At 68.3% G+C, this 25,436-nt stretch carries 21 protein-coding genes and 2 tRNA genes; 19 read left to right on the top strand and 4 right to left on the bottom strand.

Translation table 11 applies throughout. The annotated features are described in order from the left end of the window. A partial coding sequence (gene infB / locus E3T42_RS11050; protein ID WP_134403016.1) for a translation initiation factor IF-2 occupies positions 1–2,056 on the top strand: 2,056 nt, incomplete at its 5' end. Positions 2,057–2,154: 98 nt separating this feature from the next. Beyond that, on the top strand, positions 2,155–2,682 hold the full coding sequence (gene rbfA, locus E3T42_RS11045; RefSeq protein WP_134366061.1) for a 30S ribosome-binding factor RbfA: 528 nt from the start codon (positions 2,155–2,157) through the stop codon (positions 2,680–2,682). Between the two features lie 108 nt (positions 2,683–2,790). On the opposite strand, the gene E3T42_RS11040 is transcribed toward rbfA, so the two are convergent. After that, the gene (locus E3T42_RS11040; protein ID WP_166805330.1) at positions 2,791–3,645 is read right to left on the bottom strand and encodes an A/G-specific adenine glycosylase; all 855 of its coding nucleotides are present in this window, start codon (positions 3,643–3,645) and stop codon (positions 2,791–2,793) included. Between the two features lie 100 nt (positions 3,646–3,745). Here E3T42_RS11040 and E3T42_RS11035 point away from each other — a divergent pair, with 100 nt between their 5' ends. Further along, positions 3,746–4,399, top strand: a complete 654-nt coding sequence (locus E3T42_RS11035) for a hypothetical protein (protein WP_134403015.1) — start codon at positions 3,746–3,748, stop codon at positions 4,397–4,399. A 175-nt stretch (positions 4,400–4,574) separates the two neighbouring features. On the opposite strand, the gene E3T42_RS11030 is transcribed toward E3T42_RS11035, so the two are convergent. Next, entirely contained in the window at positions 4,575–5,579 is a 1,005-nt protein-coding gene (locus E3T42_RS11030) for a ketopantoate reductase family protein (RefSeq protein ID WP_134366059.1), read from the bottom strand. 147 nt (positions 5,580–5,726) lie between these two features. Here E3T42_RS11030 and truB point away from each other — a divergent pair, with 147 nt between their 5' ends. Genes truB through E3T42_RS11010 form a run of 4 tightly spaced genes read left to right on the top strand, consistent with a single transcriptional unit; the run spans position 5,727 to position 8,518 of the window. Continuing rightward, positions 5,727–6,740: a tRNA pseudouridine(55) synthase TruB gene (gene truB / locus E3T42_RS11025; protein ID WP_134366071.1), complete on the top strand. Its 1,014-nt coding sequence runs from the start codon at positions 5,727–5,729 to the stop codon at positions 6,738–6,740. Continuing rightward, on the top strand, positions 6,737–7,105 hold the full coding sequence (locus tag E3T42_RS11020) for a hypothetical protein (RefSeq protein ID WP_134403014.1): 369 nt from the start codon (positions 6,737–6,739) through the stop codon (positions 7,103–7,105). The genes truB and E3T42_RS11020 overlap by 4 nt, the downstream gene beginning before the upstream one ends. A gap of 37 nt (positions 7,106–7,142) precedes the next feature. Beyond that, a complete protein-coding gene (locus tag E3T42_RS11015) occupies positions 7,143–7,592 on the top strand; it encodes a hypothetical protein (protein WP_134366057.1) in 450 nt (149 codons plus the stop codon). Then, positions 7,589–8,518 (top strand): bifunctional riboflavin kinase/FAD synthetase, encoded by a 930-nt coding sequence (locus E3T42_RS11010; protein WP_134366056.1) that lies wholly within the window; start codon positions 7,589–7,591, stop codon positions 8,516–8,518. The genes E3T42_RS11015 and E3T42_RS11010 overlap by 4 nt, the downstream gene beginning before the upstream one ends. Before the next feature lie 27 nt (positions 8,519–8,545). Here the strand turns inward: E3T42_RS11010 and E3T42_RS11005 are convergent, their stop codons facing one another. After that, positions 8,546–9,250 carry a maleylpyruvate isomerase family mycothiol-dependent enzyme gene (locus E3T42_RS11005; protein WP_134366055.1) on the bottom strand — a complete coding sequence of 235 codons (705 nt, stop codon included), beginning with the start codon at positions 9,248–9,250 and terminating at the stop codon, positions 8,546–8,548. A gap of 131 nt (positions 9,251–9,381) precedes the next feature. Here E3T42_RS11005 and E3T42_RS11000 point away from each other — a divergent pair, with 131 nt between their 5' ends. The 4 genes from E3T42_RS11000 (at position 9,382) to E3T42_RS10985 (ending at position 13,832) form a co-directional block, all read left to right on the top strand. Beyond that, positions 9,382–10,332, top strand: a complete 951-nt coding sequence (locus E3T42_RS11000) for a sugar-binding transcriptional regulator (RefSeq protein ID WP_134403013.1) — start codon at positions 9,382–9,384, stop codon at positions 10,330–10,332. 88 nt (positions 10,333–10,420) lie between these two features. Continuing rightward, complete coding sequence (deoC, locus tag E3T42_RS10995; protein WP_370262298.1) at positions 10,421–11,419, top strand: deoxyribose-phosphate aldolase; 999 nt, start codon at positions 10,421–10,423, stop codon at positions 11,417–11,419. Between the two features lie 11 nt (positions 11,420–11,430). Further along, positions 11,431–12,972 (top strand): aldehyde dehydrogenase family protein, encoded by a 1,542-nt coding sequence (locus E3T42_RS10990; RefSeq protein WP_134403011.1) that lies wholly within the window; start codon positions 11,431–11,433, stop codon positions 12,970–12,972. Further along, entirely contained in the window at positions 12,969–13,832 is an 864-nt protein-coding gene (locus E3T42_RS10985; protein WP_134366051.1) for an aldehyde dehydrogenase family protein, read from the top strand. The genes E3T42_RS10990 and E3T42_RS10985 overlap by 4 nt, the downstream gene beginning before the upstream one ends. A gap of 189 nt (positions 13,833–14,021) precedes the next feature. On the opposite strand, the gene E3T42_RS10980 is transcribed toward E3T42_RS10985, so the two are convergent. Then, positions 14,022–15,386 carry a zinc-dependent metalloprotease gene (locus tag E3T42_RS10980; RefSeq protein ID WP_370262292.1) on the bottom strand — a complete coding sequence of 455 codons (1,365 nt, stop codon included), beginning with the start codon at positions 15,384–15,386 and terminating at the stop codon, positions 14,022–14,024. A gap of 142 nt (positions 15,387–15,528) precedes the next feature. Here E3T42_RS10980 and E3T42_RS10975 point away from each other — a divergent pair, with 142 nt between their 5' ends. The 8 genes from E3T42_RS10975 to E3T42_RS10940 all read left to right on the top strand — a co-directional run bounded on the left by E3T42_RS10975 (position 15,529) and on the right by E3T42_RS10940 (position 25,265). Then, positions 15,529–16,632, top strand: a complete 1,104-nt coding sequence (locus E3T42_RS10975) for a PDZ domain-containing protein (RefSeq protein ID WP_134403010.1) — start codon at positions 15,529–15,531, stop codon at positions 16,630–16,632. A 105-nt stretch (positions 16,633–16,737) separates the two neighbouring features. Next, positions 16,738–19,632 carry a UPF0182 family protein gene (locus tag E3T42_RS10970; protein ID WP_174235677.1) on the top strand — a complete coding sequence of 965 codons (2,895 nt, stop codon included), beginning with the start codon at positions 16,738–16,740 and terminating at the stop codon, positions 19,630–19,632. 135 nt (positions 19,633–19,767) lie between these two features. Further along, a tRNA-Met gene (locus tag E3T42_RS10965) sits at positions 19,768–19,844 on the top strand. A gap of 11 nt (positions 19,845–19,855) precedes the next feature. Continuing rightward, positions 19,856–22,228 carry an MMPL family transporter gene (locus E3T42_RS10960; protein WP_134403009.1) on the top strand — a complete coding sequence of 791 codons (2,373 nt, stop codon included), beginning with the start codon at positions 19,856–19,858 and terminating at the stop codon, positions 22,226–22,228. 48 nt (positions 22,229–22,276) lie between these two features. Further along, positions 22,277–22,353 (top strand) — tRNA-Met (locus E3T42_RS10955). Between the two features lie 130 nt (positions 22,354–22,483). Then, entirely contained in the window at positions 22,484–23,452 is a 969-nt protein-coding gene (locus tag E3T42_RS10950; protein ID WP_134366047.1) for a sugar ABC transporter substrate-binding protein, read from the top strand. Continuing rightward, positions 23,449–24,489, top strand: coding sequence for an ABC transporter permease (locus E3T42_RS10945; protein WP_134366046.1), 1,041 nt, complete (start codon positions 23,449–23,451; stop codon positions 24,487–24,489). The genes E3T42_RS10950 and E3T42_RS10945 overlap by 4 nt, the downstream gene beginning before the upstream one ends. Beyond that, on the top strand, positions 24,486–25,265 hold the full coding sequence (locus E3T42_RS10940) for an ATP-binding cassette domain-containing protein (protein ID WP_134366045.1): 780 nt from the start codon (positions 24,486–24,488) through the stop codon (positions 25,263–25,265). Before E3T42_RS10945 ends, E3T42_RS10940 begins: the two co-directional genes overlap by 4 nt. The last annotated feature ends 171 nt before the right edge of the window (positions 25,266–25,436 follow it).

Raw genomic sequence — 25,436 nt, 5'->3', positions numbered from 1 at the left:
CGGCGGCGCACGCCCCGGCTTCCAGCGCCCCGGTGGCGCTCCGGCTGGAGCCCCCGGCTTCGGTCCGCCCCGCCCCGCTGGTGGCGGTGGCGCCGGTGGTCGCGGTCGCGGCCCCGGCGGCGGAACCGCTGGTGCCTTCGGTCGCGGTGGCGGCAAGAACAAGGCCCGCAAGTCCAAGCGCACGAAGAGGGCAGAGTTCGAGCTGCGCGAGGCCCCGTCGCTGGGTGGCGTCAGCGTCCCCCGCGGCGACGGCGGAACCGTTGTGCGTCTGCGCCGCGGTGCCTCGATCACGGACTTCGCCGACAAGATCGACGCGAGCCCCGGAAACCTGGTCACCGTTCTGTTCCACCTCGGTGAGATGGCAACGGCGACCGAGTCCCTCGACGAGGCCACCTTCGACGTGCTCGGCAGCGAGCTCGGCTACAAGATCCAGATGGTCTCGCCCGACGACGAAGACCGCGAGCTCCTGCTTGCCTTCGACATCGACATCGACCAGGAACTCGAAGACGAGACCGACGAAGAACTCTTCGCCCGGCCTCCCGTCGTCACGGTCATGGGCCACGTTGACCACGGTAAGACGGCTCTCCTCGACGCCATCCGTAACGCCAAGGTGGCCGCGGGCGAAGCCGGCGGGATCACCCAGCACATCGGTGCGTACCAGGTCGTCACCGAGCACGAGGGCATCGAACGCGCCATCACCTTCATTGACACACCGGGCCACGAGGCGTTCACCGCCATGCGTGCACGTGGTGCGCAGGTGACGGACATCGCGATCCTCGTGGTCGCGGCGGACGACGGCATCATGCCGCAGACGATTGAGGCGCTCAACCACGCCCAGGCCGCCAACGTGCCGATCGTGGTCGCAGTGAACAAGATCGACAAGGAAGGCGCGAACCCGCAGAAGGTGCGCCAGCAGCTCACCGAATTCGGACTCGTCGCGGAGGAATACGGCGGAGACGTCATGTTCGTCGACGTGTCGGCCAAGCAGGGAATCGGCATCCAGGAAATCCTGAACGCCGTGCTGCTCACCGCGGACGCCGGACTCGACCTGCGTGCCAACCCCGACAAGGACGCTCGCGGCGTGGCCATCGAGGCTCGCCTCGACAAGGGCCGCGGCGCCGTTGCAACCGTGCTCATCCAGTCCGGAACCCTGCACGTCGGAGACTCCATCGTGGCGGGAACGGCCTACGGCCGTGTTCGTGCGATGGCAGACGAGAACGGCGTCCCCGTGCTCGCCGCCACCCCGTCCAGGGCCGTCCAGGTTCAGGGCCTCTCCAGTGTTCCGCGCGCCGGTGACACCTTCCTCGTGATCGAGGAAGACCGCACGGCACGTCAGATCGCCGAGAAGCGCGAAGCCGCCGAGCGGAACGCTTTGCTGGCCAAGGCCCGCAAGCGCATCAGCCTCGAGGACTTCACTCGTGCACTCGAAGAGGGCAAGGTCGAATCGCTCAACCTCATCATCAAGGGCGACGTGTCCGGTGCCGTCGAGGCACTGGAAGAGTCGCTCCTCAAGATCGAGGTCGACGATTCGGTTCAGCTGCGCATCATCCACCGCGGAGTGGGTGCGGTCACGGAGAGCGACGTCAACCTCGCCACCGTCGACAACGCCATCATCATCGGCTTCAACGTTCGCCCCGACACGAAGGCACGCGAACGCGCCGCCCGTGAAGGCGTGGACGTGCGCTTCTACTCCGTCATCTACAACGCACTCGAGGACATTGAGAACTCCCTCAAGGGAATGCTCAAGCCCGAGTTCGAAGAGGTGCAGAGTGGTGTCGCCGAGATCCGCGAGGTGTTCAGCTCCTCCAAGTTCGGAAACGTCGCCGGTGTCATCGTTCGTTCGGGTGTCATCACCAGGAACGCCAAGGCGCGGGTCATCCGCAACGGCATCGTCGTGGGAGACAACCTGGGCATCGAGTCGCTGCGCCGGTTCAAGGACGACGTCACCGAGGTCCGCACGGACTTCGAGTGTGGTATCGGCCTGGGCAAGTTCAACGACATCCAGATCGGTGACGAGATCGAGACGATCGAAATGAAGGAAAAGCCGCGGGTCTAACCACCTCCGGATGATGGTGCGGGTTTCGTTCGCGTCCCTGAACGAGGGTGAGGACGGGACCCGCACTTCGGTAGTTTTTCGAAAATAGGAGTAAGACCATGGCAGATCCGGCACGCGCCAGGAAAATGGCCGACCGCATCAAGGTCATCGTGGCCAAGCGGATCGAGCGCGGCCTGCGGGACCCACGGCTCGGTTTCGTGACCATCACGGACGTCAAGGTGACCGGCGACCTTCAGCATGCCTCGGTGTTCTACACCGTCTACGGCAATGCCGAGGAACGCGCCGACAGCGCCGCCGCGCTCAAGGCGGCGACCGGGATGCTGCGCAGTGAGGTGGGCAAGAACATCACGGCCCGGCTCACCCCGTCGCTCGAATTCATCGCCGACGCGATCCCGGAGAACGCCGCGCTCATCGACGATCTCCTGCGTGAGGCGCGCGAGCGCGACACCCAGGTCGAGGAGCAGGCCCGCACGGCGAAGTACGCCGGTGAGGAGGACCCGTACGTCAAGCCGCGTGAGTACGACGAGGCTGACGAAGACGATGATGAAGAAGACGACGAGGATGTCGTGGTGGCCCCGGCCGCCCAGCACGCCGAAGCGCCCCTCGATGAGGAATCCCGCCAGTAAGTCGCGCCTGTAGGGCGGGATCCTCAGGGATCGCGTTCGCTAACGCGGTGCGGCGCGGATCGGCTCAGGCCGGTCCGCGCCGCTTCTTTTTTGCCCGGGTTCCGATGCTCACTCGTGCGGCAGCACGTAGAGCCCGGCCCCGGCCGACACCGCGAGCCCGTCGGCCAGCAGGCCGGTCAGGGCGCGCTCGCGCTGGACGGCCTCGGGCCACAACCCGCTGATCTCGGCATCCGTCACCGGGTGCTGGGTCGCGCGCAGCTCGGCCATGATCAGGCCGCGCACCTGCCGGTCGCTGCCCTCGAACTTCTTTTGCACTGCCTTTCGCGGGCCGCTGTAGGCGGGATAGCCGGCGGCGCGCCAGCGGCACAGGTCGCGGATCGGGCACCCGTCGCAGCGTGGGGACTTCGCGGTGCAGACGACCGCGCCGAGCTCCATGATGCCGGCGTTGAATCGGGCGGCCTCGTCGCGGCCGGCGGGCAGCAGCGCGGACATGGCGTCGAGGTCGCGGCCGCGGCTCGGCGGGGCGGGTTCGGCCTGGCCGGCCACGGCGCGGGCGATGACCCTTCTCGTGTTGGTGTCGACGACCGGATGCCGGTGGCCGTAGGCGAATGCGGCGACCGCCCGGGCGGTGTAATCGCCAATCCCGGTGAGACCGAGCAGGGCGTCGACGTCCTCCGGGACAAGGCCGCCGTGGCGTTCGGTGATCTCCACCGCGGCTGCGTGCAGCCAGAGCGCGCGGCGCGGGTAGCCGAGCGTCGCCCAGGCCCGCACCGCCTCGCCTGGCGGCACGGCCGCGAGGTGCGCCGGGGTGGGCCAGCGCTCGAGCCACTCCTCCAGGCGTGGAATCACGCGGCTGACCGGGGTCTGCTGCAGCATGAACTCACTCACCAGCACGCCCCAGGCGCCGAAGCCGTCCCGGCGCCAAGGCAGGTCGCGGGCGTTCAGATGGAACCAGGCGTTGATGCCGGGGCTGAGGTCTGGGCTGAGTGCGGGGCCGAGTGCCGGGCTGGCTGCCGGGCTGCCGGTGACTGTGACGTTCACCGTTCTAACCTAGGCTCGATCCATGAAGCTTGTCTCCACACCCCGGATCGAGTTCCTGCGGGACCTCGCGGGCGAGATCCTCGGCATCTACGGCCTGGGCCGCCATGTCATCGCCATCGACGGTGCGGATGCCGAGGCCCGCGCCGCCTTCGCCGACGACCTGGCCGCCGTGTTCGACGAGCAGGGCCACCCGGTCTTCCGTGCGTCGCTGCGGCAATTCCGGCATTCTCGCGCCGAGCAGGGGCGGTTCGGTCCGGAATCTCCCGAGCGGCTGCTGCGCTACCTCTACGATTTCTCTCTGCTGCGGCGGGTGCTGCTCGAACCCTTCCGGCTGGGCGGCAGCACCGGGTTCGTGACCCGCGCGTTCGACCCGGACCGGGACACCTGGATCGAGCCCACCTGGCAGACCGGGCCGGCCGACGCCATCCTCATCGTCGACGGCGAATTCCTGAACCGGAAGGAGCTGCGCGACCTCTGGTCGTACAGCGCACTGGTCGAAACGGATGCCGAGTCCGAAGCCGAGACGACGGATGCCGGGGCCACGGACGACGCGAACGAGCACCATGTGGCCGACCGCCTCTACCGAAACGAGGCGACGCCACGCAGCCGGGCCACCGCCGTGATCGACCTGAGCAACCCGCACGAACCCCGCCGGGTGTTCCTCGACAGCTGCTGAGCGAGCCCTTCCGTTCGCGGCGCAGGTTGTGGCCGCGGGCGCAGCCTCCAACCTGCGCCCGCGTCGCGAGGGTGCGCCGCGAGAGACGTTCGCCGACGGGCGCAGGCACGGATGGCGGAGGAACGGATGCCGACCAGGCGCGAGCGACCTGGCGCGAGCGACCGGGCGCCGGCGGTCAGCGGGCGAGCGCCGCGAATCGCTCGAGAACGTCGACCGGCGCCAGTGGCACTCCACGCGTCTCCACCTCGTGCACGAGCGCGGTCAACAGGGCGTTCACGGGCGCCCGCACGCCGGCCAGCCCGGCCTCCCGCACCACGGCGCCGTTGAGGAAGTCGATCTCGGTGATTTGCCCCCGTTTCAGGCTCTGCAGGGTCGAGCCCAGGTTCGGAACGTCGCCCATCCTCCTCCGCATCCGCAGCGGCAGTACCTGCCCGAGCGCCAATGGAAGCCGCGAGAACGCGCGCAGCTGCCGGTCGCCGAGGCCCTGCAGCGAACCGAAGCGCACACCGCGCCGCATCCCCACCCGAACGGTCTCCCGCATGCTGGACGTCATCACCCGGCGGAGGCCCGCATCGTCGACCACTTCCTGCACGCTGAGCCCGGTGATGGCGGGCAGGGCGTTAAGCATATTGACCACGAGTTTGGTCCACTGGGCGCCGACGAAGTTGTCGATGCCCACCGTCGGAACCGCGCCGGCGAGCACGTCCCGCCACGCGTTGGTCGCCGCGTCGGCGGCGCCGTCCCCGCGGCCCAGGTAGGTGGGCGCGGCGGTCGTGATCGTCACCCGGCCGGGCGCCGAGTAGTTCGCGGCGATGATCGACAGGGCGCCGAAGCACTCCGAGTGTGGCAGCAGGCTCCGCGCCGTGTTCACGCCGTCGAGACCGTTCTGCACGACGATCACAGCCGCGCCGTCGAGCACCGCGGCGTTCTCCGCGATGGCTGCGGCGGCATCCTGCGCCTTGGTGCAGATCAGGGCGAGGTCGGGCGTCTCCACGAGCCGTTCCAGCGCGAGCGGATGCTGCCGCGCCCGGCCGAACCCGCCGGTCAGCGAAATCCCCTCGGCCCGGATCACCGCCAGCGCCAGCCCACGGGCCGTCACGGTAACCTCGTGACCCGCCCGGGCCAGCAGCGTCGCGAATGTGCCGCCGAGGGCGCCCGCTCCGATCACGGCTATCTTCATGCCCCCAGCCTAGGTCGGGGGAGTCGGCACCGCGGGCACGGGTGCGGGGGAGAGTGCCCGCGGGCGGCCGGTGCCCGGTGGCCGGATAGCATGTCATGAGTGAGCGAAGAATCCGACGGACCAGCCAGCGAACCGACGTCCGGGCGAATCCCCGCTGAACCGGCGCGCGCCCCGCGCGCACCGCGCGTCCGCGGCACCGCCAGCGGCCTGGTCCTGATCGACAAGCCCCAGGGCTGGACCAGTCACGACGCCGTCGCCCGCACCCGCCGCCTGGCCGGAACCCGCAAGGTCGGCCACGCCGGAACGCTGGACCCGATGGCGACCGGGCTGCTCATCCTGGGCATCAACAGCTCGACCCGGCTGCTCACCTACATCGTCGGCCTCGACAAGGAATACCTGGCCACCATCCGGCTCGGCTCCTCCACGACAACGGATGACGCGGAGGGCGAAGAGCTCGGCCGGGCATCCGTCGACGCAGTGACCGCCCTCACCCCGGAGGCCGTTGCGGCCGGGATCGCGAAGCTCACCGGAGCCATTTCGCAGCAGCCCAGCGCCGTCAGCGCCATCAAGGTCGACGGCAAGCGCGCTTACGCCCGGGTGCGCGCCGGCGAAGAGGTGGACCTCCCGTCCCGTCCCGTCACCGTCAGCGCCTTCGAACTGATCGACACGGCGGCGGCCGACGGCCACCTCGACCTGACCGTGCGGGTGGAATGCTCCTCCGGCACCTACATCCGGGCGCTCGCCCGCGACCTCGGCGCAGGCCTGGGCGTCGGCGGCCACCTCACGAGCCTCCGCCGCACCCGCATCGGCCCCTTCCGGATCGACGCGGCCCAGCCGCTGGAGGAACTGGACGTCCCGGCGGCTCTGATCGGTCCCGCCGATGCCGCCACCCGGGTGCTGGGCCGCCTCGACCTGACCGAGCAGCAGGCGATCGACCTCGGCCACGGCAAGCAGATCCAGGTGGACCCGGCCGACCACGTCGACGGCCCGGTCGCTGCCGTCGCGCCGGACGGACGGCTGGTCGGCCTGGTCGAGTACCGCGGCGACCACGCCAAATCGCTGATCAACTTCCCGCCCGACGAGATCGCCGCCCCGGCAGTCGCGACCGCAGCAACCGAGCCTGGAGCCGCCGGCGCCGGAGACCACGGAGACGCATCATGATCGAGTGGTTCACCTGGCTGCAACTCGGCGTCGCCACAGTCGCCGGCCTGCTCGGTATCGGGTTGGGCCTCGCCGACCGAAAGCCCAGCGACCTCTCGCTGGGCGCCACGGCGCTGGTGGAACTGCTGCTGATCGCCCAGCTGGTGGTGGCCATCGTCGCCCCCTTTACGGGGAACAACGCCAGCGGCAGCGTGCTCGAGTTCTACACCTACCTGATCAGCGCCATCCTGGTGCCCGTCGCCGCCGTGGTCTGGGCGCTGATCGAACGCAGCCGCTGGAGCACGGTCATCGTCGGCGCATCCTGCCTGGCCGTCGCAGTGATGGTCTACCGGATGTGGCAGATCTGGACGGTGCAGGGGCTGTGATCTCGGTTCCAACGGATGCTGCGATAATGAAAACGCCATGACCGCCCCACAGAGCAACGACGCAGCGACGACCGCCGAGCCCGTTCGACCGACCCGGGTGACCGGCATCGGCCGGGTGCTGATCGCCGTCTACGGCCTGCTCGCGCTGGCGGCCACCGGACGCTCGTTCGTGCAGATCTTCGACCCCGAGGAGTTCGGCCCGGCCCCGCTGGCGTACTCCCTCTCGGCCCTGGCCGCGGTCGTCTACATCGTCGCCACGATCGCCCTGATCAAGAGCGACGGGCCCTGGCGACGCGTGGCGTGGATCACGATCGGCTTCGAGCTCGTCGGAGTGCTCGTGGTCGGCACCCTCAGCGTGGTCGATCCGGAGCTGTTCGCGCACAAGACGGTGTGGTCGTTCTTCGGTCGCGGCTACGGATTCGTGCCGCTCGTGCTTCCGATCCTGGGCATGTGGTGGCTCGCCCGACGCGGCAAAGTCCGCTCATGAAGATCATGCGCGGCGTCGCCGCCATCCCCGAGGACTGGCCGGCCTCCGCCGTCAGCATCGGCAAATTCGACGGCGTGCACGCCGGACATCGCGCGGTCGTCGCCGAGCTGAAGTCAGCGGCCGAGCAGGCGGGCCTGGCTTCCGTCGTGGTCACGTTCGACCGGCATCCGTTGTCCCTGCTCAAGCCGGATGCCTGTCCGCAGGCCCTGATCAGCACCGAACAGAAACTCGCCCTGCTGGCCGAAACCGGGGTCGACGCCTCCCTCGTGCTCGAGTTCAACCAGGCGCTGGCCGGCCTGCCGCCGGAGGATTTCATCGAGCGCATCCTCGTGCGCGGACTCCACGCGCGCTCGGTGCTCGTCGGCCGGGACTTCCGCTTCGGCGCCGGCGGCGTCGGCGACGTGGCCCTGTTGCAGCAGCTGGGGGACAGGTTCGGTTTCGCCGTGCGCCTGATCGAGGACGTGATGCCCGACCGAAGCCGCCGGGTGTCCTCGACCTGGATCCGGGAACTGCTCGCGCAGGGCGACGTCCGAGCGGCGTCCGTTCTGCTCGGGCACGTGCCGACCGTTCGCGGTGAGGTCGTGCACGGTGCGAAGCGGGGGCGCGAACTCGGCTTCCCGACCGCCAACCTGTCACCGCACTCTGAGGGGCTCATCCCCGCGGACGGCGTCTACGCGGGCTGGCTGACGGATGCCGGCATCCGTTACCCGGCCGCGATCTCGGTGGGCAACAACCCGACCTTCGACGGTGTGCCCCAGAAGCAGGTCGAAGCCCACGTGCTCGACCGCGACATCGATCTGTACGGCCATGTGGTGGAGGTGTCGTTCGTGGACCGCATTCGCGGCATGGTCGCCTTCACCGGCGTTGACCCGCTGATCGTGCAGATGCGCGACGACGTGGAACGGGCACGCGGAATCCTCGTCTGACGCAGCCCGCACCGGGTCCGAGAAGGCTCAGACCGGGTCGGTGAGGTCTTCGGGAACGGTCGGAGCCGCCGGAGGCGCCGGTGTGAGCCCGGCGCGGCCGAACAGGAAGAGCACGATGTCTTCGGCCGTGCTCCGGTAATCCGGGCCTCGGCCGACGCGCCAGAGCGCATCCGACGCCACCAGGGTGCGGCGGCGCAGGACCGCCTTGACCGGGGTGGAGGCACGCTGGGCGCGGCCGAGGGCGACCGCTCCGGCCGCGGTCGGGTCGACCGTCAGGGCGAGGCCGAGAGGGTGCGCCAGATCGAAGCCGTGCACGACGGCCTCGGTGAGCTCGGTGACTCCCTGCCGGCCGATCCCGGCCGTGCGGTCTGCCGCGATCCGGCGCAGGCTCGCGATCAGCTCGGAGGGTTCGGTCAGGGCGGCGGCACGGCTGACGGCGTCGATCGCCCGGTTCGGGTTGAGGAAACGGCCCGCCAGCCAGGCCCGGCCGGCGCTCCGCAGCAGCTCGCGGTTTGAGCTTCCCAACCGCCAGACGAGGTGACCGGCGACATCGCGCACGCGCCAGTCCGCGCAGAGGCTCGGCGCCTCCCACTGCTCGGGGCTGAGTCCGTCCAGCAGATCGGCGGTGGCGAGGAGGGTGGCGGCGATCTGCGGGCCCCAGTCAGAGGAGACCCTGGATTCGTCACCGACCGGCCGTTGGCTTAGCGGGAGGTACTTCGAGAGATCTGCCATGCGCCCCAGCCTAGATCGCTCGCCGCGTGCGCCCCGGCACCGTGCCTGCTCAGATGAGCAAGATTGCCTACACGTGTTGATCACCGGCTGCGGGAGTCTTAGGCTGGTGACAAATCGGATGGAGCACCAGGGTGACGGACACTGACGAACTGCTGTCAATTCGTGCGGCCGAGCTGTACTACGAAGAGAACAAGACGCAAGACGAGATCGGCACAGTGCTCCGGCTGACCCGCTGGAAGGTGGGCCGGCTGCTCGCCCAGGCCAAGGCCAGCGGCTTCATCCGGATCGAGATCGTGCACCCGCGGGCCCGTCGCCTGTCCGTGGAACGCCGCCTCCGCGAGGCCACCGGGTTGACGGATGCGATCGTGGTCTCCTCCGCGGGCGTCTCCGGCGACGAGGAACTCCAGTCCCGCACCGCGCAGGCCGCCGCCGACTACCTCACCGGTCTGCGTCCGGTCCCGCGCACCCTCGGCATCAGCTGGGGCCGCACCCTGCACGAGGTGTCACTCCACCTCAAGCAGGGCTGGGCCAACGGCGTCAACGTCGTGCAGATCAACGGCGGCGTCAGCCTCAACCGGCGCGCCGGCACCGCGGCGGCCACCGCCGTCACGATGGCGCACAAAGCGTCCGGCGCGGCGACCCTGCTGCCCAGTCCCGCCATCCTCGAACGCCTGGAGACCAAACGGGCGATCGAAGCGGACCGCTCCGTCGGCGCCGTCCTCAAGCTGGGGGCGTCGGCATCCGCCTACCTGTTCAGCGCCGGCCAGGCAGACCAGAACTCGGCCCTGGTCGATAGCGGCTACCTAACCGAAGAGCAGGTGGCCGAACTCGTGCGCAAGGGAGCCGTCGGCGACATCGTCGGCCGCTACATCGACAGCAACGGCAACATCGTCGACCCGGAACTCGACGAGCGCACGGTCGGCATCCCGCTCGAACAGCTGCGCAACGCGAAAACGGCGATCGCCGTGATCGCCGGCAGCTCCAAGCACGCCATCGCGCGCGCCGTCGTCGGCAGCGGGCTGTGCACCGTGCTGGTCACCGACGAAGACATCGCCCTCGCCATCCTCGGCGAGCACGCGTGAGCCCGAACGACCAGACCATCCGAACCAGACCAGACCATCCGGACCACACCAACCGCAAGGACAACTCATGACTAGTAGCCCATCGGCTATGGCCCAGCTGAACACCGGGCAACGAGCCCTGGCGCTCATCGGCGGCGAGGCCACCGACGCGAACCTGCGCCGGTACCTGCATGGCATCCCCGGGATCGACGCCGTCGGACTCGAGCAGCGGGCCGCCGACCTCGGCAGCCGCTCGATCAAGACCAGCTCCAAGAAGTGGGCGATCGACAAGATCATCAGCCTGATCGACCTCACCACCCTCGAAGGAGCCGACACCCCCGGCAAGGTGCGCTCCCTGGTCGGCAAGGCGCTCACCCCCGACCCCGGCGACCCGACCTGCCCCCGCGTCGCCGCGGTCTGCGTCTACGGCGACATGGTTCCCCACGCCGTGGCGGCCCTCGGGTCGGCGCACTCCGCGGGCACGGATGCCGGCGTGAACGTCGCCGCCGTCGCCACCGCCTTCCCGAGCGGTCGCGCGTCCCTGGCGATCAAGCTCGCCGACGTGCGCGACGCGGTCCTCGCCGGTGCCGACGAGATCGACATGGTCATCGACCGCGGCGCCTTCCTCTCCGGACGCTTCGGCCAGGTCTACGACGAGATCGTCGCCGTCAAGGAGACCTGCCGCCGGGCCGACGGCAGCTACGCCCACCTCAAGGTGATCCTCGAAACCGGGGAGCTCAACACGTACGACAACGTGCGCCGCGCGTCCTGGCTGGCCATCCTGGCCGGGGGAGACTTCATCAAGACCTCCACCGGCAAGGTCCCCGTCGCGGCCACGCTGCCCGTGACCCTGTCCATGCTCGAGGTCGTGCGCGACTGGCACCGCCTCACCGGCGACAAAGTCGGCGTGAAGCCGGCCGGCGGCATCCGCACCTCCAAGGACGCCATCAAATACATCGTGACCGTGGCCGAAACCGTGGGCGAGGAGTGGCTCACGCCGCACCTGTTCCGGTTCGGGGCCTCCAGCCTGCTCAACGACGTGCTCATGCAGCGCCAGAAGATGACCACCGGACACTACTCCGGACCCGACTACGTGACGATTGACTAAAGGATCACCCCATGAGCTTTCTTGACTACGCTCCGGCCCCGGAGTCCCAGGCCCTGCTGAACCTGCGTTCGGACTACGGCCTTTTCATCGACGGCGAATTCGTCGCCGGTCGCGGTGAGCCGTTCCAGACCATCAACCCGGCCACCGAGAAACAGATCGCGATGATCGCCCACGCCAACTCTGCGGACGTCGACACCGCCGTGGCCGCCGCCCGCCGCGCCTACGCCCATACCTGGTCCAAGCTCTCCGGCAGCGATCGCGGCAAGTACCTGTTCCGCATCGCGCGCCTCGTGCAGGAACGGGCCCGCGAGCTCGCCGTGGCCGAGACGCTCGACAACGGCAAACCGATCAAGGAAAGCCGCGACGTCGACGTTCCCTTGGTCGCGGCCTGGTTCTTCTACTACGCGGGCTGGGCCGACAAGCTCGACCACGCGGGAGTCGGCCCCACCCCCTCGTCCCGGGGCGTCGCCGCGCAGGTCATCCCTTGGAACTTCCCCCTCCTGATGCTCGCCTGGAAGATCGCGCCGGCCCTCGCTGCCGGCAACACCGTCGTGATCAAGCCGGCCGAGACGACCTCCCTGACCGCGCTCCTGTTCGCGGAGATCCTGCAGCAGGCGGACCTTCCCGCCGGCGTGGTCAACATCGTCACCGGCGGCCGGGAGACCGGTCAGGCCCTCGTCGGGCACCCCGACGTGAACCTGGTCGCGTTCACCGGGTCTACCGGAGCCGGCCGGGCCATCGCGCGCTCGGTCGCCGGAACCGACAAGAAGGTCATCCTCGAACTCGGCGGCAAGGCGGCCAACATCGTCTTCGACGACGCGCCGATCGACCAGGCCATCGAGGGCATCGTCAACGGGATCTTCTTCAACCAGGGCCACGTCTGCTGCGCCGGCAGCCGTCTGCTCGTGCAGGAGAGCATTCACGACGACGTCATCGACCGCCTCAAGGCGAGGCTCTCGACCCTGCGCCTCGGCGACCCACTCGACAAGAACACCGATATCGGTGCGATCAACAGCGCCGAGCAGCTGAAGCGCATCCGTGAACTCACCGACATCGGTGAGCAGGAAGGCGCCGAGCGCTGGAGCCCGGACTGCGTGCTCCCGGACAACGGCTTCTGGTTCAAGCCGACCATCTTCACGAACGTGTCCACCAGCCACCGCATCGCCCGCGATGAGGTCTTCGGCCCGGTGCTGTCCGTGCTCACCTTCCGCACCCCGGCCGAGGCGATCGCGAAGGCGAACAACACGCCCTTCGGCCTCTCCGCCGGTATCTGGACCGAGAAGGGCAACCGCATGCTCGCCGTCGCCGACAAGCTGCGCGCCGGGGTGATCTGGGCCAACACGTTCAACCGCTTTGACCCGGCCAGCCCCTTCGGCGGCTACAAGGAGTCCGGTTACGGGCGCGAGGGTGGTCGCCACGGCCTCGCCTCGTACCTCAAGCCGGCCGCGAGCCGCGCCGCCGCCCGCACGGTGAATGCCGCTCCGGCCGCTCGCATCGCCGCCACGGAATCAGACCCGAAGACCCCCGTTTCACGAAAGAAGGCCGCAAAGTGACCCGCCTCGCCGTTCCCAAGACCTACAAGCTCTACGTCGGCGGCAAGTTCCCGCGCAGCGAGTCCGGCCGGGTCTACGAGGTTCGCTCGCACGACGGGGTGTTCCTCGCCAACGCCGCGCAGGCCAGCCGCAAGGATGCCCGTGACGCGGTCGTCGCCGCCCGTTCCGCCCTCGGCGGCTGGGCCGGCGCCACAGCGTACAACCGCGGCCAGGTGCTTTACCGGATCGCCGAACTGCTCGAAGGGCGCCGCGCCCAGTTCATCGACGAGATCGTGAAGTCGGAGGGCGTCTCGGCGGCCGCCGCGTCCGCCCAGGTCGACGAGGCCATCGACCGGTGGGTCTGGTACGCGGGCTGGGCGGACAAGTACGTGCAGGTCGCCGGCAACGCGAACCCGGTCTCCGGTCCCTACTTCAACATCTCCGTGCCGGAGCCCACCGGTGTCGTCGCGATCATCGCCCCGCAGACCGGCGGGTCCCTCCTCGGCCTCGTCAGCGCCGTGGCCCCGGCCCTGGTGTCGGGCAACACGGTCGTCGTGGTGGCCAACGAACGGATGCCGCTGTCGGCCATCAGCCTGGGCGAGGTGCTCGCCACCAGCGACGTTCCCGGCGGCGTGGTCAACATCCTCACCGGTTCACCCGCCGAGATGGCCCCGTGGCTGGCCAGCCACGCGGACGTCAATGCCATCGACCTCGTCGGGGCCGGTGACCTCGACTGGATCAACCTCCAGATCGACGCGGCCGAGACGCTCACCCGGGTGCTGCAGCCCGAGAATGGTCCGGATGCCGCGAGCCCCTCGCTCGACCGCATCGTGGCGTTCACGGAGACGAAGACGATCTGGCACACCAAGGGCCTGATCTAGCCGCCCCTGATCGGGCCGGCCCCAGCTCTGGCCCGCCTAACGAATTCGACGGAGACTTTGGCCTAAAAGGCCAAAAAAGCGCCTGCAGGGCGTCAAAACCCTAAAATCTCCGTCGAATTCGTCAGGGCCGCGCGAGTGTCGCCCGTGGGGGCAGCGTGGGTTGTTCCGTGCGGGCCCGGCAGCGCGCGACTATTCCTCGTGCGGGCGCTCGGTGCCGTCGTCGCGCAGCAGGTCCTCGAGGGCCTGGTCCACTTCGTCCAGCACCGGTTCGGCGCCGGCCGCCGAGCTGGTCAGCCGGGCCACGAGGGCCTGAGGGGCGTCCAGGTCGGCCGACGTGGGCAGCAGGTCGGGGTGCGCCCACAGCTCGTCGCGCTTGTCGTTGCCCACGGCATCCGTCACGGCCTGCCACATGGCGGCGGCCTCGCGCAGACGGCGCGGGCGCAGCTCCAGCCCGACCAGGGTGGCGAACGCGGACTCGGCCGGCCCGCCGGATGCACGGCGGCGCTTCACGGTCTCGGCGATGGCATCGGCCCGGGGGAGGCGGCTGGTGGCCTCGAGCGTGACGACGTCGACCCAGCCCTCGATCAGGGCGAGCATCGTCTCCAGCCGGGCCAGCGCGGCCAGCTGGGACTCGCTCTTCGGCGGGATCAGCGAACCGTTGACCATGGCTTCGCGCAGTTCCTCCGGATTGGAGGGGTCGAAGCCGTCGGCGAGTTCCTCGAGCCGGCCGGAGTCGATGTGGATTCCGCGGGCGAAGTCGGTGATTGAGCTGATCAGGTGCAGGCGCAGCCACCGCGAGTGCCGGAACAGCCGGGCGTGGGCGAGCTCGCGCACGGCCAGGTAGATCTGTACCTGGTCGTCCGGAACGTCAAGTCCCTCGCCGAAAATGGCGACGTTCTGGGGCAGCAGGGCGGCCTGCTGGTCACTGAGCAGCGGGATGCCGACGTCGCCGCCGGAGACGACCTCGCTGGAGAGCTGCCCGACGACCTGACCGAGCTGCATGGCGAACAGGGTGCCGCCGATGCTGCGCATGACCTGGCTCGCGCCGGCCATCATGCCCTTGAGTTCCTCGGGAGCCTGCTCAGTCAGAACCCGGGTCAGCGAATCGGAGATGCTGGTGGCCACCGGTTCGGCGAGCTGGGTCCAGAGCGGCATCGTCGCGGTGACCCACTCCTTTCGGGTCATCAACTTCGGGGGAGTGGTGAGCTCGGCGACCGAGATCACCTCGTCCAGCCATAGCGCGGCGATGTGGAAGGCCTGGTCGAGGGCGGTGCGCTGCTCATCGGTGACGGCGAGTTGCCCGTTGGCGGCGCGCTCCTGGCCCTGGCTGAGTGCGGCGTCCCAGTTCATGGCACCGTCCCCGGAGTTGCGCAGGGCGCCCTGGAGCTGGTTCATCAGCGCCGCGATACTCACCGGGTCGCTGGGAAGGCCGGCGGCCCCGGCCAGCTGGCTCGGGTCGATGGACGACTTCCCGGACAGGATGTCGCGAAGCATGTCCCGAAACTCATCTTCAGGATTGTGACCCTCGTCGGGTCGTGAGTCGTCGTCAGCCACTTCAGGCACCTCTCAGTCACGTGCCTCTACGCTAGCCGGAGATTCATGGCGGGGACTGGGAAATGTCCTACGCTGGAAAACCGGTGTGCGCCTGTCGCGAACATCGAGCGCAAACATCGAGCGCAGATCTGGAAGGAGCCCGGTGGCCCTCTTCACCGAAGACTCGTCGCTGCCGGCCGGTCGGTCTCACCGTGCCGGAAAGGTGGGCTGGGTGGCGATCTCCGTTGCGCTGGCCATCGGCCTGATCCTGGCCATCACGCCGTCCCCGTACGTGATCGAGAAGCCCGGCCCGGTCTACAACACCATCGGAACGGCCGAGCAGAATGGCAAAGACGTTCCGCTGATCACGATCCCGGACGAGACCGTGTACCCGACGGAGGGCCAACTCGACCTGCTGACGGTTTCGCTGGTTGGCAACCCCGAAAACCGGCCGAGCTGGCTGACGGTCGCGGCGGCGTGGCTGGACCCGACCCAGGCCGTCATCCCGATCGACGCCGCATTCCCGGCCGACGTCTCCACAAAGGAACGCGAAGACGAGAACCAGACGCTGATGGTGAACTCGCAGCAGGATGCGATCGCCGCGGCGCTGACCAACCTCGGCTACGACTATCCGACGATCCTCCAGGTCGCGTCGTTGCCCAAAGACTCCCCGGCCGCGGGCCTGATCATGACCGGCGACCAGGTCGTCTCGGTGAACGGCGCCGCCGTGGCCGACATCACGGCGCTGCGTTCCGCGCTGGCCGCCAACGGGGTGGACGCCCCGGCCGCCATCGGCGTCCTCCGCGACGGCAAGACCCTGACCGTGCGGGTCACCCCGATCGCCTCGGGCGACGCCGTGGTGGTCGGCATCAACGTGACCAGCAAGTACGAGTTCCCGTTCGACGTGAAGATCCAGCTCGACCAGGTCGGCGGGCCCAGCGCGGGCATGATGTTCGCTCTCGGCATCATCGACAAGCTCACCCCCGGCGCCATCCAGGGCGGGGCGGATGTCGCGGGCACCGGAACGATCAATCAGGCCGGTGAGGTCGGGCCGATCGGCGGCATCCGGCAGAAGCTCACCGGCGCGCGCGAGGCCGGTGCGGAATGGTTCCTGGCGCCCAAGGACAACTGCGACGAGGTCACCGGGCATGTTCCGGACGGCCTGACGGTCTTCTCGGTCGACGCCCTCGACGACGCACTGGCCGCGCTGGACGCCATCCGCACGGGAAAGGGCGCCGGAGCCCTGCCGCAGTGCCCGGCCGCCTAGCAGCAGCGAACGTTGAGTGAGCCCCCAGCGAACGTGGGGTATTCGTTCGGCGGGCCTGTCTAAGATGAAGGCTGACCGCCGATTTCGAGATCAAGAGGCCAATTCGTGACGTCACAATCATCCGGACGCAGTCCCCAGCGGAGTCGCGCTCCGCTTGCCATCACGGCAGCGATCATCGCGGGGCTGGTGATCGCCTTTTTCGTGTTCGCCGGGTTCTACGCCGACGTCCTCTGGTTCGACCAGCTCGGGTTCCTCAGCGTTCTGACCACGCAGTGGATCGCCGGGGCCGTTTTGTTCCTCGTCGGCTTCGTGGCGATGGCCGTGCCGGTGTGGGTGAGCATCCAGATCGCCTACCGGTTCCGACCCGTGTACGCGAAGCTCAACTCGCAGCTCGACCGCTACCAGCAGGTCATCGAGCCGCTGCGCCGACTGGCCATGTACGGCATCCCCGCCCTACTCGGCCTCTTCGCCGGCGTCGCCGCCGCGACCCGCTGGCAGGTCGTGCTGATGTGGCTGAACCGCACGGATACCGGCCGGGTCGACCCCCAGTTCAAATTCGACGTCTCCTTCTACATGTTCGACCTGCCCTTCTTCCAGGCCGTTCTCGGCTTCGCCTCGGCCGTGGTTCTCATCGCGACCCTGGTCGCGGCGGCCACGAGTTACCTGTACGGTTCGATCCGGGTGAGCGGGCGCGATGTGCTCGTCTCCAAGGCTGCCCGCATCCAGATCGCGGTCACGGCCAGCGTCTACCTCCTGCTGCAGGCCGCGAGTATCTGGCTGGACCAGTACTCCACGCTCACCAACACGAACGACCTGATCACCGGCGCCGGCTACACGGACGTCAACGCCACCATCCCCGGGCGGGCCATCCTGGCCGGCATCGCGGCCGTCGTCGCCATCCTGTTCCTCGTCACGGCCGTCATCGGCCGCTGGCGTCTGCCGGTGATCGGAACCGCGCTGCTGATCGTGAGCAGCCTTCTGCTCGGCTCCCTGTACCCGTGGGTCGTGCAGCGCTTCCAGGTCGACCCGAGCGCCAAGACGCTCGAGCGTGAGTACATCCAGCGCAACATCGACCTCACCCGGGATGCGTACGATCTGGCCGATGTGAAGGAGGTGCCCTACAACGCGACCACGACGGCCGAGCCGGGCGCCCTCCGCTCCGACGCGGAGACGACCGCGAACATCCGCATCCTCGACCCGGCCCTGGTCAGCGACGCGTTCTCCCAGCTGGAGCAGTTCAAGCAGTACTACCAGTTCCCGCAGAACCTCGACGTGGACCGCTACACGATCGACGGGAAATCCCAGGACACCGTGGTCACCGTGCGTGACCTCAAATTGTCCGGGCTGAACGCCGGCAACACCTGGGTCAACTCCACCGTCGTGTACACGCACGGCTACGGGGTCGTCGCGGCCTACGGCAACCAGCGTTCGGCCGACGGCCAGCCGGTCTTCCTCGAGTCAGGCATCCCCACCAAGGGTTCACTGCCCGAGTATGAACCGCGGATCTACTTCGGTGAGACGTCCGCTCCCTATTCCATCGTCGGAGCGCCCGAGGGCAGCAAGCCGGTCGAGCTGGACTACCCGTCGGGCACGGAGGGCGCCCAACAGACCTACACGACCTTCACCGGTGACGGCGGGCCGAAGCTCGACAACGCGTTCAACAAACTGATCTACGCTCTCAAGTTCCAGTCGGAGCAGATCTTCCTCGCCAACGACGTGAACGAGAAGTCGCAGATCCTCTACGACCGCGACCCGGTCACGCGGGTGCAGAAAGTCGCCCCGTACCTCACCCTCGACTCCGACGCCTACCCGTCGATCGTCGACGGCAAGGTCAAGTGGATCGTCGACGGCTACACGACCTCGGCCAGCTACCCGTACTCCACCTCGGTGGGTCTGAGCGACGCGATCGCGGACACGGAAACACCGCCCCAGCCGTTCGCCCTGGACAAGATCAACTACATGCGCAACTCGGTCAAGGCCACGGTCGACGCTTACGACGGCTCGGTCACCCTGTACGCCTGGGACAAAGAAGATCCGCTTCTGAAGACGTGGCAGAAGATCTTCCCGGCCACGATCAAGCCGATGAGCCAGATGAGCGGCGAACTGATGAGCCACGTGCGCTACCCGGCTGACATGTTCAAGGTGCAGCGCAAGGTCCTGGGCAAGTACCACGTCACCGACCCCGGGTCCTTCTACTCGGTCGACGACGCATGGACCACCCCGAACGACCCGGTGTCCCCGTCGACGAACACGACCCTTCAGCCGCCGTACTACCTCACCATGCAGGTCCCGGGCTCTGATGCGCCGTCGTTCTCGCTCTACTCGACGTTCATTCCCGACGCGAGCGGTGCGACCAGCCGAAACGTGCTCACCGGCTATCTGGCAGTCGATGCGGATGCCGGGGCCAAGGACGGTCAGCGAGCGGACGGCTACGGCAAGATGAGGCTGCTCACGCTGCCGAAGGACGTCACCGTGCCGGGCCCGGGTCAGGTTCAGGCCAAGTTCAACGCCGACCCGACCGTCTCCACCCAACTGAACCTGCTGAAGCAGGGCCAGTCGAAGGTGCTCAACGGAAACCTGCTCACCCTGCCCGTCGGTGGAGGTCTGCTCTACGTGCAGCCCGTCTACGTGCAGTCGACGGGTGAGACCAGCTACCCGCTGTTGCAGAAGGTGCTCGTCGCGTTCGGAGACCAGATCGCGTTCGAGGACACGCTCGACAAGGCCCTGAACGTGCTGTTCGGTGGCGAGTCCGGCGCGAACGCCGGCGACACCTCGGTGCCGCCGACGACGGGTGAGACCCCGACGACCGGCACCACCCCGTCGACCTCGACCGGAGACCCGGTGAAGGATGCCCGGCTCCGGTCCCTCCTCGCGGAGGCCAAGCTGGCCATGACCGACAAGCAGGCGGCGCTGGCCGTCGGTGACTTCACGGCCTACGGGGTGGCGGACAAGAAGCTGAACGACGCGATCGGCCAGATGCTGACGCTGCTCGGCCAGTAGTACGAGAGCGGGTGGTGCGCCGTTCCGCTCGTGGCCTGCCACGAGCGGAACGGCGCACCACCCGCTCGGCGCATCCGTTGGAACCCCTGGTGTGGTCCGACCGCTTGCGAGGCTGTGGTAAACTGGATCTTGTAGCGCGGGGTGGAGCAGTTCGGTAGCTCGCTGGGCTCATAACCCAGAGGTCGTAGGTTCAAATCCTGCCCCCGCAACCAGCGCAAGAAAAATGCCGGTCCAGCAGAAATGCTGGGCCGGTTTTTTTGTCCCCGGCACCGCGTCCGGCGCCGTGATCGATGCGCTCGAGAAGCAGCTTCCCGAGTTCGCCGGCGCGTCCGGCACCGTGGTCTTCGAGACGACGGACGGCTCGGCGCTCAGCAGCGAGCAACGTGAGCAGATCAGCGCCCTCGTCGCCGGCGGCGGCGACCTGCCGGACGTCGCCGACGTCATCGACCCGTTCGAGGCCGAGCAGCAGCGGGCCGACCGGGTGCAGCAAATCGCCGACGGGCGCAGCCAGCTCGGCGCCGGGCGCGCCCAGCTCGATGCAGGGCAGGCCCAGCTCGATGCTGCCCGCGCTCAGCTCGCCGCGGCGCAGACCCAGCTTGACCAGGCCTTGAAGCAGCCGAACCTGCCCGCCGAACAGCTGTCCGCGTTGGAGACACAGCAGGCGCAGCTCGGCGCCGGGGTGCCGCAGCTGGACGATCAGCAGGCCACACTCGATGCCTCGCGCGCGGAGCTCCAACTTCAGACGGAGAAGCTCGAACGCGGCGCCGTGCTGCTTGACCTCTCCGAGGGCATCCGCGTGGTTTCGGCGGACGGCGCGGCCGCCCTCGTGAACGTCGCGTTCTCCGAACCCCGCCTGAAGCTGGAGGAGACGTCCAAGCAGGCCGTCATCGACTACTTCGACTCCGAACCGATCGACGGCACCCGGGTCTCGTTCTCCTCCGATATCGCGCAGAGCGTTCCCCAGCTCATCGGCGTCGGTGAAATCGTGGGCGTCGAGTTCGCGGGGATCATCCTGCTCGTCATGCTCGGCTCGGTGGTCGCCGCAGCCCTGCCGCTCGTCACGGCGCTGGTGGGCGTCGCGATCGCCTCCCTCGGCGCGCTCGCGTTCTCCGGGGTCGTGCCGATGGCCTCGGTCACCCCGTTCCTCGGAGTCATGCTCGGGCTCGCGGTCGGCATCGACTATTCCCTCTTCGTGATCAACCGGCACCGCAAGCAGCTGCTGCAGGGCGCCGAGCCGCGTGAATCGATCGGACTGGCGAACGGCACCGCCGGTAATGCGGTGGTCTTCGCGGGGACCACGGTCATCGTGGCACTGCTCGCCCTGAACGTCAACGGCGTTCCCTTCCTCGGCCTGATGGGCACCGTCGGCGCCGTGGCCGTGGCCGTCGCCGTGATCATCGCGATCAGCCTCACCCCCGCGATCCTCGGACTGCTCGGTGAGCGCGTGCTCGGCCGCCGCGCTCGCGCCCGCATCGGTGAAGAGCACCACGAAGACATCAGGGCGAAGCCGATGCGGACCTGGCGCGCCGTCGTCACCGTGCTGGCAACGTGCGCGGTCCTGCTGATCGTCGCAATCCCCTCCCTCTCGATGCGGGTCGGCCTGCCCGACGGCTCGGCCGAGCCGGTCGACTCGGCCTCGTACCGGGCATTCATGGCCACCGAGGAAAGCTTCGGGGCCGGAGCCACCGGCCCGCTGCTCGTCACGGCCACGCTGCCGGAGGGACTCGACGACGCGCGGGAGCTCGAGGCCCAGGTCACCGTCGCGCGCACGCTCGCCGAGCAGAACGACGTGGTCGGGGTCGCTCCGATCGTCGTTTCAAAGGACAAAAGGCTCGCGGCCTTCCAGGTCGTGCCCGCCGCGGGACCGAACAGTGTGTCGACCGAGCAGCTCGTGCGGGACATCCGCTCGATGCCGCCCGTCGACGGCGACATCACGCTCGGCGTCGCGGGGCAGGCGGCCATCAACATCGACATCTCCGAGAACCTCGCGGATGTGCTTCCGACCTACCTCGCGGTGGTCGTCGGTCTGTCCCTGCTGATCATGATCCTCGTGTTCCGCTCGATCCTGGTGCCTGTGATCGCGACGGGCGGGTTCATCCTGTCGTTGTTCGCCACCTACGGCGCGACAGTCGCGGTCTTCCAGTGGGGCTGGTTCTCGGACGTTCTCGGCGTCCACACCGGTCCGATCCTGAGCTTCCTGCCGGTGATCCTCGTCGGTGTTCTCTTCGGCCTGGCGATGGACTACCAGCTGTTCCTGGCCCCCGGAATGCGCGAGGCCTACGTGCACGGTGCGTCGGCCCGCCTCGCGGTCGCCCGGGGCTTCCGTGCCGGCCGTTCGGTGGTCACGGCTGCCGGGCTCATCATGGACTCGGTCTTCGGCGGCTTCGTCTTCTCCGAGTCGACGATGATCCGCTCGATCGGTTTCGGGCTGGAGCTGGGAGTGCTCATCGACGCTTTCCTGGTGCGGATGCTGCTGATGCCGGCCCTGATGCACCTGCTGGGCCGGTCGGCGTGGTGGCTCCCGCGCTGGCTCGACCGAATCATGCCGAACGTCGATGTGGAGGGCGCTGCGCTCGAACGCCGGCACCACGGCTGAGACGAGGAACCGGACCTGCCCGAGGCTGTGGTAAGTTAGATCTTGTAACGCGGGGTGGAGCAGTTCGGTAGCTCGCTGGGCTCATAACCCAGAGGTCGTAGGTTCAAATCCTGCCCCCGCAACCACCAGCCCCCGGAACCTCACGGTTCCGGGGGCTTTTCTGCTTTCATCGTCCAGTAAGTTCGTAATGCACCAGGTCGACGGCGAACCTCCGCCTGTTTCAGGCCACCGCTCGACAGTCGGGAAATTTCAGACATGAAGCTCAAGATCACCCTGTTCGCCGCTCTGTGTGTCGTGCCGCTGGCACTCGCGGGATGTTCCGTCACGGGCACAGCCCCGAACGACGCGGGATCGGCGTCGGGGGAGAAGACCACCATCGCCGTGGTCACCCACGGGACCCCGGGTGACTCTTTCTGGGACGTCGTGAAGAGCGGTGCGGAGCAGGCCGGCACAGACCTCGGAGCGACCGTCACCTATCAAGGCGACGGTGACCCGGTCAAGCAGAGCCAGCTGATCGAGGCGGCCATCGCGGCCAAGCCCGACGGGCTGATCGTCTCCATGGCCAACCCGGACGGCGTGAAGAGCGCCGTCGAGAAGGCCGTTGCCGCCGGGATCCCGGTGATCACCATCAACTCCGGCCTGGAGAGGTCCCTGGAGTTCGGGGCGCAGACCCACGTCGGCCAGAGCGAGTTCATCGCGGGCCAGGGCGCCGGCGAACAGCTGAAGAAGGCCGATCTCAAGAACGTGATCTGCGTCATCCACGAGGCCGGCAACTCGGGGCTCGAAGAGCGCTGCCGGGGCGCGGCTGACACGCTCGGCGGAACCGTCAGCAACGTGCAGGTCGACATCGCGAACCTCGCGGATGCCCAGAACACCATCAAGAGCAAACTCCTGGCCGACCCAACGATCGACGGTGTCCTGACCCTGCAGACCGGGGTGGCCGTGGCCGCGAGCCAGGCGATCGACGAAGCCAAGAGCACCGCCGCGCTGGCCACATTCGACGTGTCCGCCGATGTCACCCGGCTGATCCTCGACGACAAGATGCTGTTCGCGGTCGACCAGCAGCCCTATTCGCAGGGCTACCTGCCCGTGATGTTCCTCACCCTGCAGAAGCGCAACGGTGACGTCGTCGGCGGCGGCCTGCCCGTGTATTCCGGCCCGGGCTTCGTCACGAAGGAGAACGCGGCGCAGGTGGCCAGGTTCGCGAAGAACGGCACCAGATGACCCTCACCGCAGTCGCGGCGACGAACGAACGGCGAAAGCGGCAGCATCCGCTCGTGACGCTGCTGCGCCGGCCCGAAGTCGGTGCCGCAGTGGCGGCCCTCGCAGTCTTCACCTTCTTCTCGGTATCGACGCCGACTTTTCTGTCGCCGGCCGGCATCTCGACCTGGCTGTACTCCGCGTCGCTGTTCGGCATCATGGCCGTAGCCGTGGCACTGCTGATGATCGGCGGCGAGTTCGACCTGTCCGCCGGTGCGATGACGGGGACCGCCGGTCTGATCGTCGGCGTGCTCACCACCGAGTGGGGCGTCAACATCTGGCTGGCGATGGCCCTGGCCCTGGCGGTGGCGCTCCTGATCGGTGCCGCAAACGCCTTCATCGTCATGAAGACCGGCCTGCCGAGCTTCATCGTGACCCTGGCCACGTTCTTCATCCTGCAGGGGTGCAACCTTGCCGTGACGAAGCTCGTGACGGGCACCGTCGCGATCCAGGGCATGGGCTCGGTCCCCGGTTTCGACCAGGTCAGGGTCTTCTTCGGGTCGTCCTTCGCCTTCCTGGGCATGGACGTCAAGATTTCGATCGTCTGGTGGATGGCCCTAACACTGCTGGCGACCTGGGTCCTGCTGCGCACGAGGGGCGGCAACTGGATCTTCGCCGTCGGCGGCCAGGCCACGAGTTCGCGCCAGGCCGGCGTGCCGGTGCTCAAGGTCAAGCTGGGGCTCTTCATGACCACCGCCGGCGCCGCCTGGCTGGTGGGCATGCTGCAGCTCTTCGACGTGTCGACCGTTCAGGCCACGACCGGGATCGGCCAGGAGTTCATCTACATCATCTGCGCCGTCGTCGGCGGCTGCCTGCTCACCGGCGGCTACGGGTCGGCCATCGGGGCGGCCCTGGGCGCCCTGATCTACGGCATGACACTGCAGGGCATCGTGTTCGCCCAGTGGGACAACAACTGGCTCAAGGCATTCCTCGGCGGGATGCTGCTGCTCGCCGTGCTGGTGAACCTGTACGTTCGCAAGCAGACCGGAGTCCGCTCGTGAGCGCGCTCCTCGAGGTGAAGGACATCGGCAAGTCCTACGGAACGGTGCAGGCCCTGCAGGGCGTCTCGGCGTCGGTCGGCGCCGGGGAGGTCTTGTGCGTGCTGGGCGACAACGGCGCGGGAAAATCGACGCTGATCAAGATCCTGTCCGGTGCCCACCCGCACTCGGAGGGCACCCTGCTCGCCTACGGTGAGGCCCGCACGTTCCGCAACCCCCGTGAGGCACTCGACCTCGGCATCGCGACCGTGTACCAGGATCTCGGCGTGGTGCCCCTGATGCCGGTGTGGCGCAATTTCTTCCTCGGGTCGGAGCTGACGCGCGGACGTGGCCCGTTCCGGCGTCTCGACGCAGCGCGGATGCGTGAGGTCACCAGGCTCGAACTGGCCCGGATGGGGATCGAGCTGCGCGACGTCGACCAGCCGATCGGCACCCTCTCCGGCGGTGAGCGGCAGTCCGTGGCGATCGCGCGTGCCGTGTATTTCGGGGCGAAAGTCGTGATCCTGGACGAGCCCACCTCCGCCCTGGGCGTGAAACAGGCCGGCGTCGTTCTCACCTATATCGCCCGGGCCAGGGACCGCGGCCTCGGCGTTGTCTTCATCACCCACAACCCGCACCATGCGTACCCCGTGGGGGACCGTTTCCTGCTGCTGAACCGCGGCACGAGCCTGGGCGCGTTCCTGAAGAGCGAGATCACGATCGAGGAGATGACCGCGCTGATGGCCGGCGGCGCCGAACTCGAGGCGCTGGCGCACGAGCTGGAGCGCCCGCGCCCCTAACCAATTCGACGGAGATTTTCACCGAATCGGGCATATAAACACTGAAATAGACGAAAATCAGGCTCTTTCGAAAAAATCTCGGCTCTCCTGTCGTAACCGTGGGTTAAACCCGGCCGGGGAGTACTGGTTTGTGGCCGCCGAGGCTGAGCATGGCGAGGGCGATGAGGGCGT

The sequence above is a fragment of the Cryobacterium sp. TMT4-10 genome (genome assembly GCF_004403275.1).
Taxonomy (GTDB): domain Bacteria; phylum Actinomycetota; class Actinomycetes; order Actinomycetales; family Microbacteriaceae; genus Cryobacterium; species Cryobacterium shii.
Note: the sequence above shows the minus strand (reverse complement) of the source record. Positions and strands in the feature narration are given on the sequence as shown.

Coding starts and splice junctions, on each gene's coding strand:
- rbfA (WP_134366061.1), top strand. CDS start 2,155: ATGGCAGATCCGGCACGCGCCAGGAAAATGGCCGACCGCATCAAGGTC.
- E3T42_RS11035 (WP_134403015.1), top strand. CDS start 3,746: ATGAAGCTTGTCTCCACACCCCGGATCGAGTTCCTGCGGGACCTCGCG.
- E3T42_RS11030 (WP_134366059.1), bottom strand. CDS start 5,579: ATGAAGATAGCCGTGATCGGAGCGGGCGCCCTCGGCGGCACATTCGCG.
- E3T42_RS11020 (WP_134403014.1), top strand. CDS start 6,737: ATGATCGAGTGGTTCACCTGGCTGCAACTCGGCGTCGCCACAGTCGCC.
- E3T42_RS11015 (WP_134366057.1), top strand. CDS start 7,143: ATGACCGCCCCACAGAGCAACGACGCAGCGACGACCGCCGAGCCCGTT.
- E3T42_RS11010 (WP_134366056.1), top strand. CDS start 7,589: ATGAAGATCATGCGCGGCGTCGCCGCCATCCCCGAGGACTGGCCGGCC.
- E3T42_RS11005 (WP_134366055.1), bottom strand. CDS start 9,250: ATGGCAGATCTCTCGAAGTACCTCCCGCTAAGCCAACGGCCGGTCGGT.
- deoC (WP_370262298.1), top strand. CDS start 10,421: ATGGCCCAGCTGAACACCGGGCAACGAGCCCTGGCGCTCATCGGCGGC.
- E3T42_RS10990 (WP_134403011.1), top strand. CDS start 11,431: ATGAGCTTTCTTGACTACGCTCCGGCCCCGGAGTCCCAGGCCCTGCTG.
- E3T42_RS10960 (WP_134403009.1), top strand. CDS start 19,856: ATGCCGGTCCAGCAGAAATGCTGGGCCGGTTTTTTTGTCCCCGGCACC.
- E3T42_RS10950 (WP_134366047.1), top strand. CDS start 22,484: ATGAAGCTCAAGATCACCCTGTTCGCCGCTCTGTGTGTCGTGCCGCTG.
- E3T42_RS10945 (WP_134366046.1), top strand. CDS start 23,449: ATGACCCTCACCGCAGTCGCGGCGACGAACGAACGGCGAAAGCGGCAG.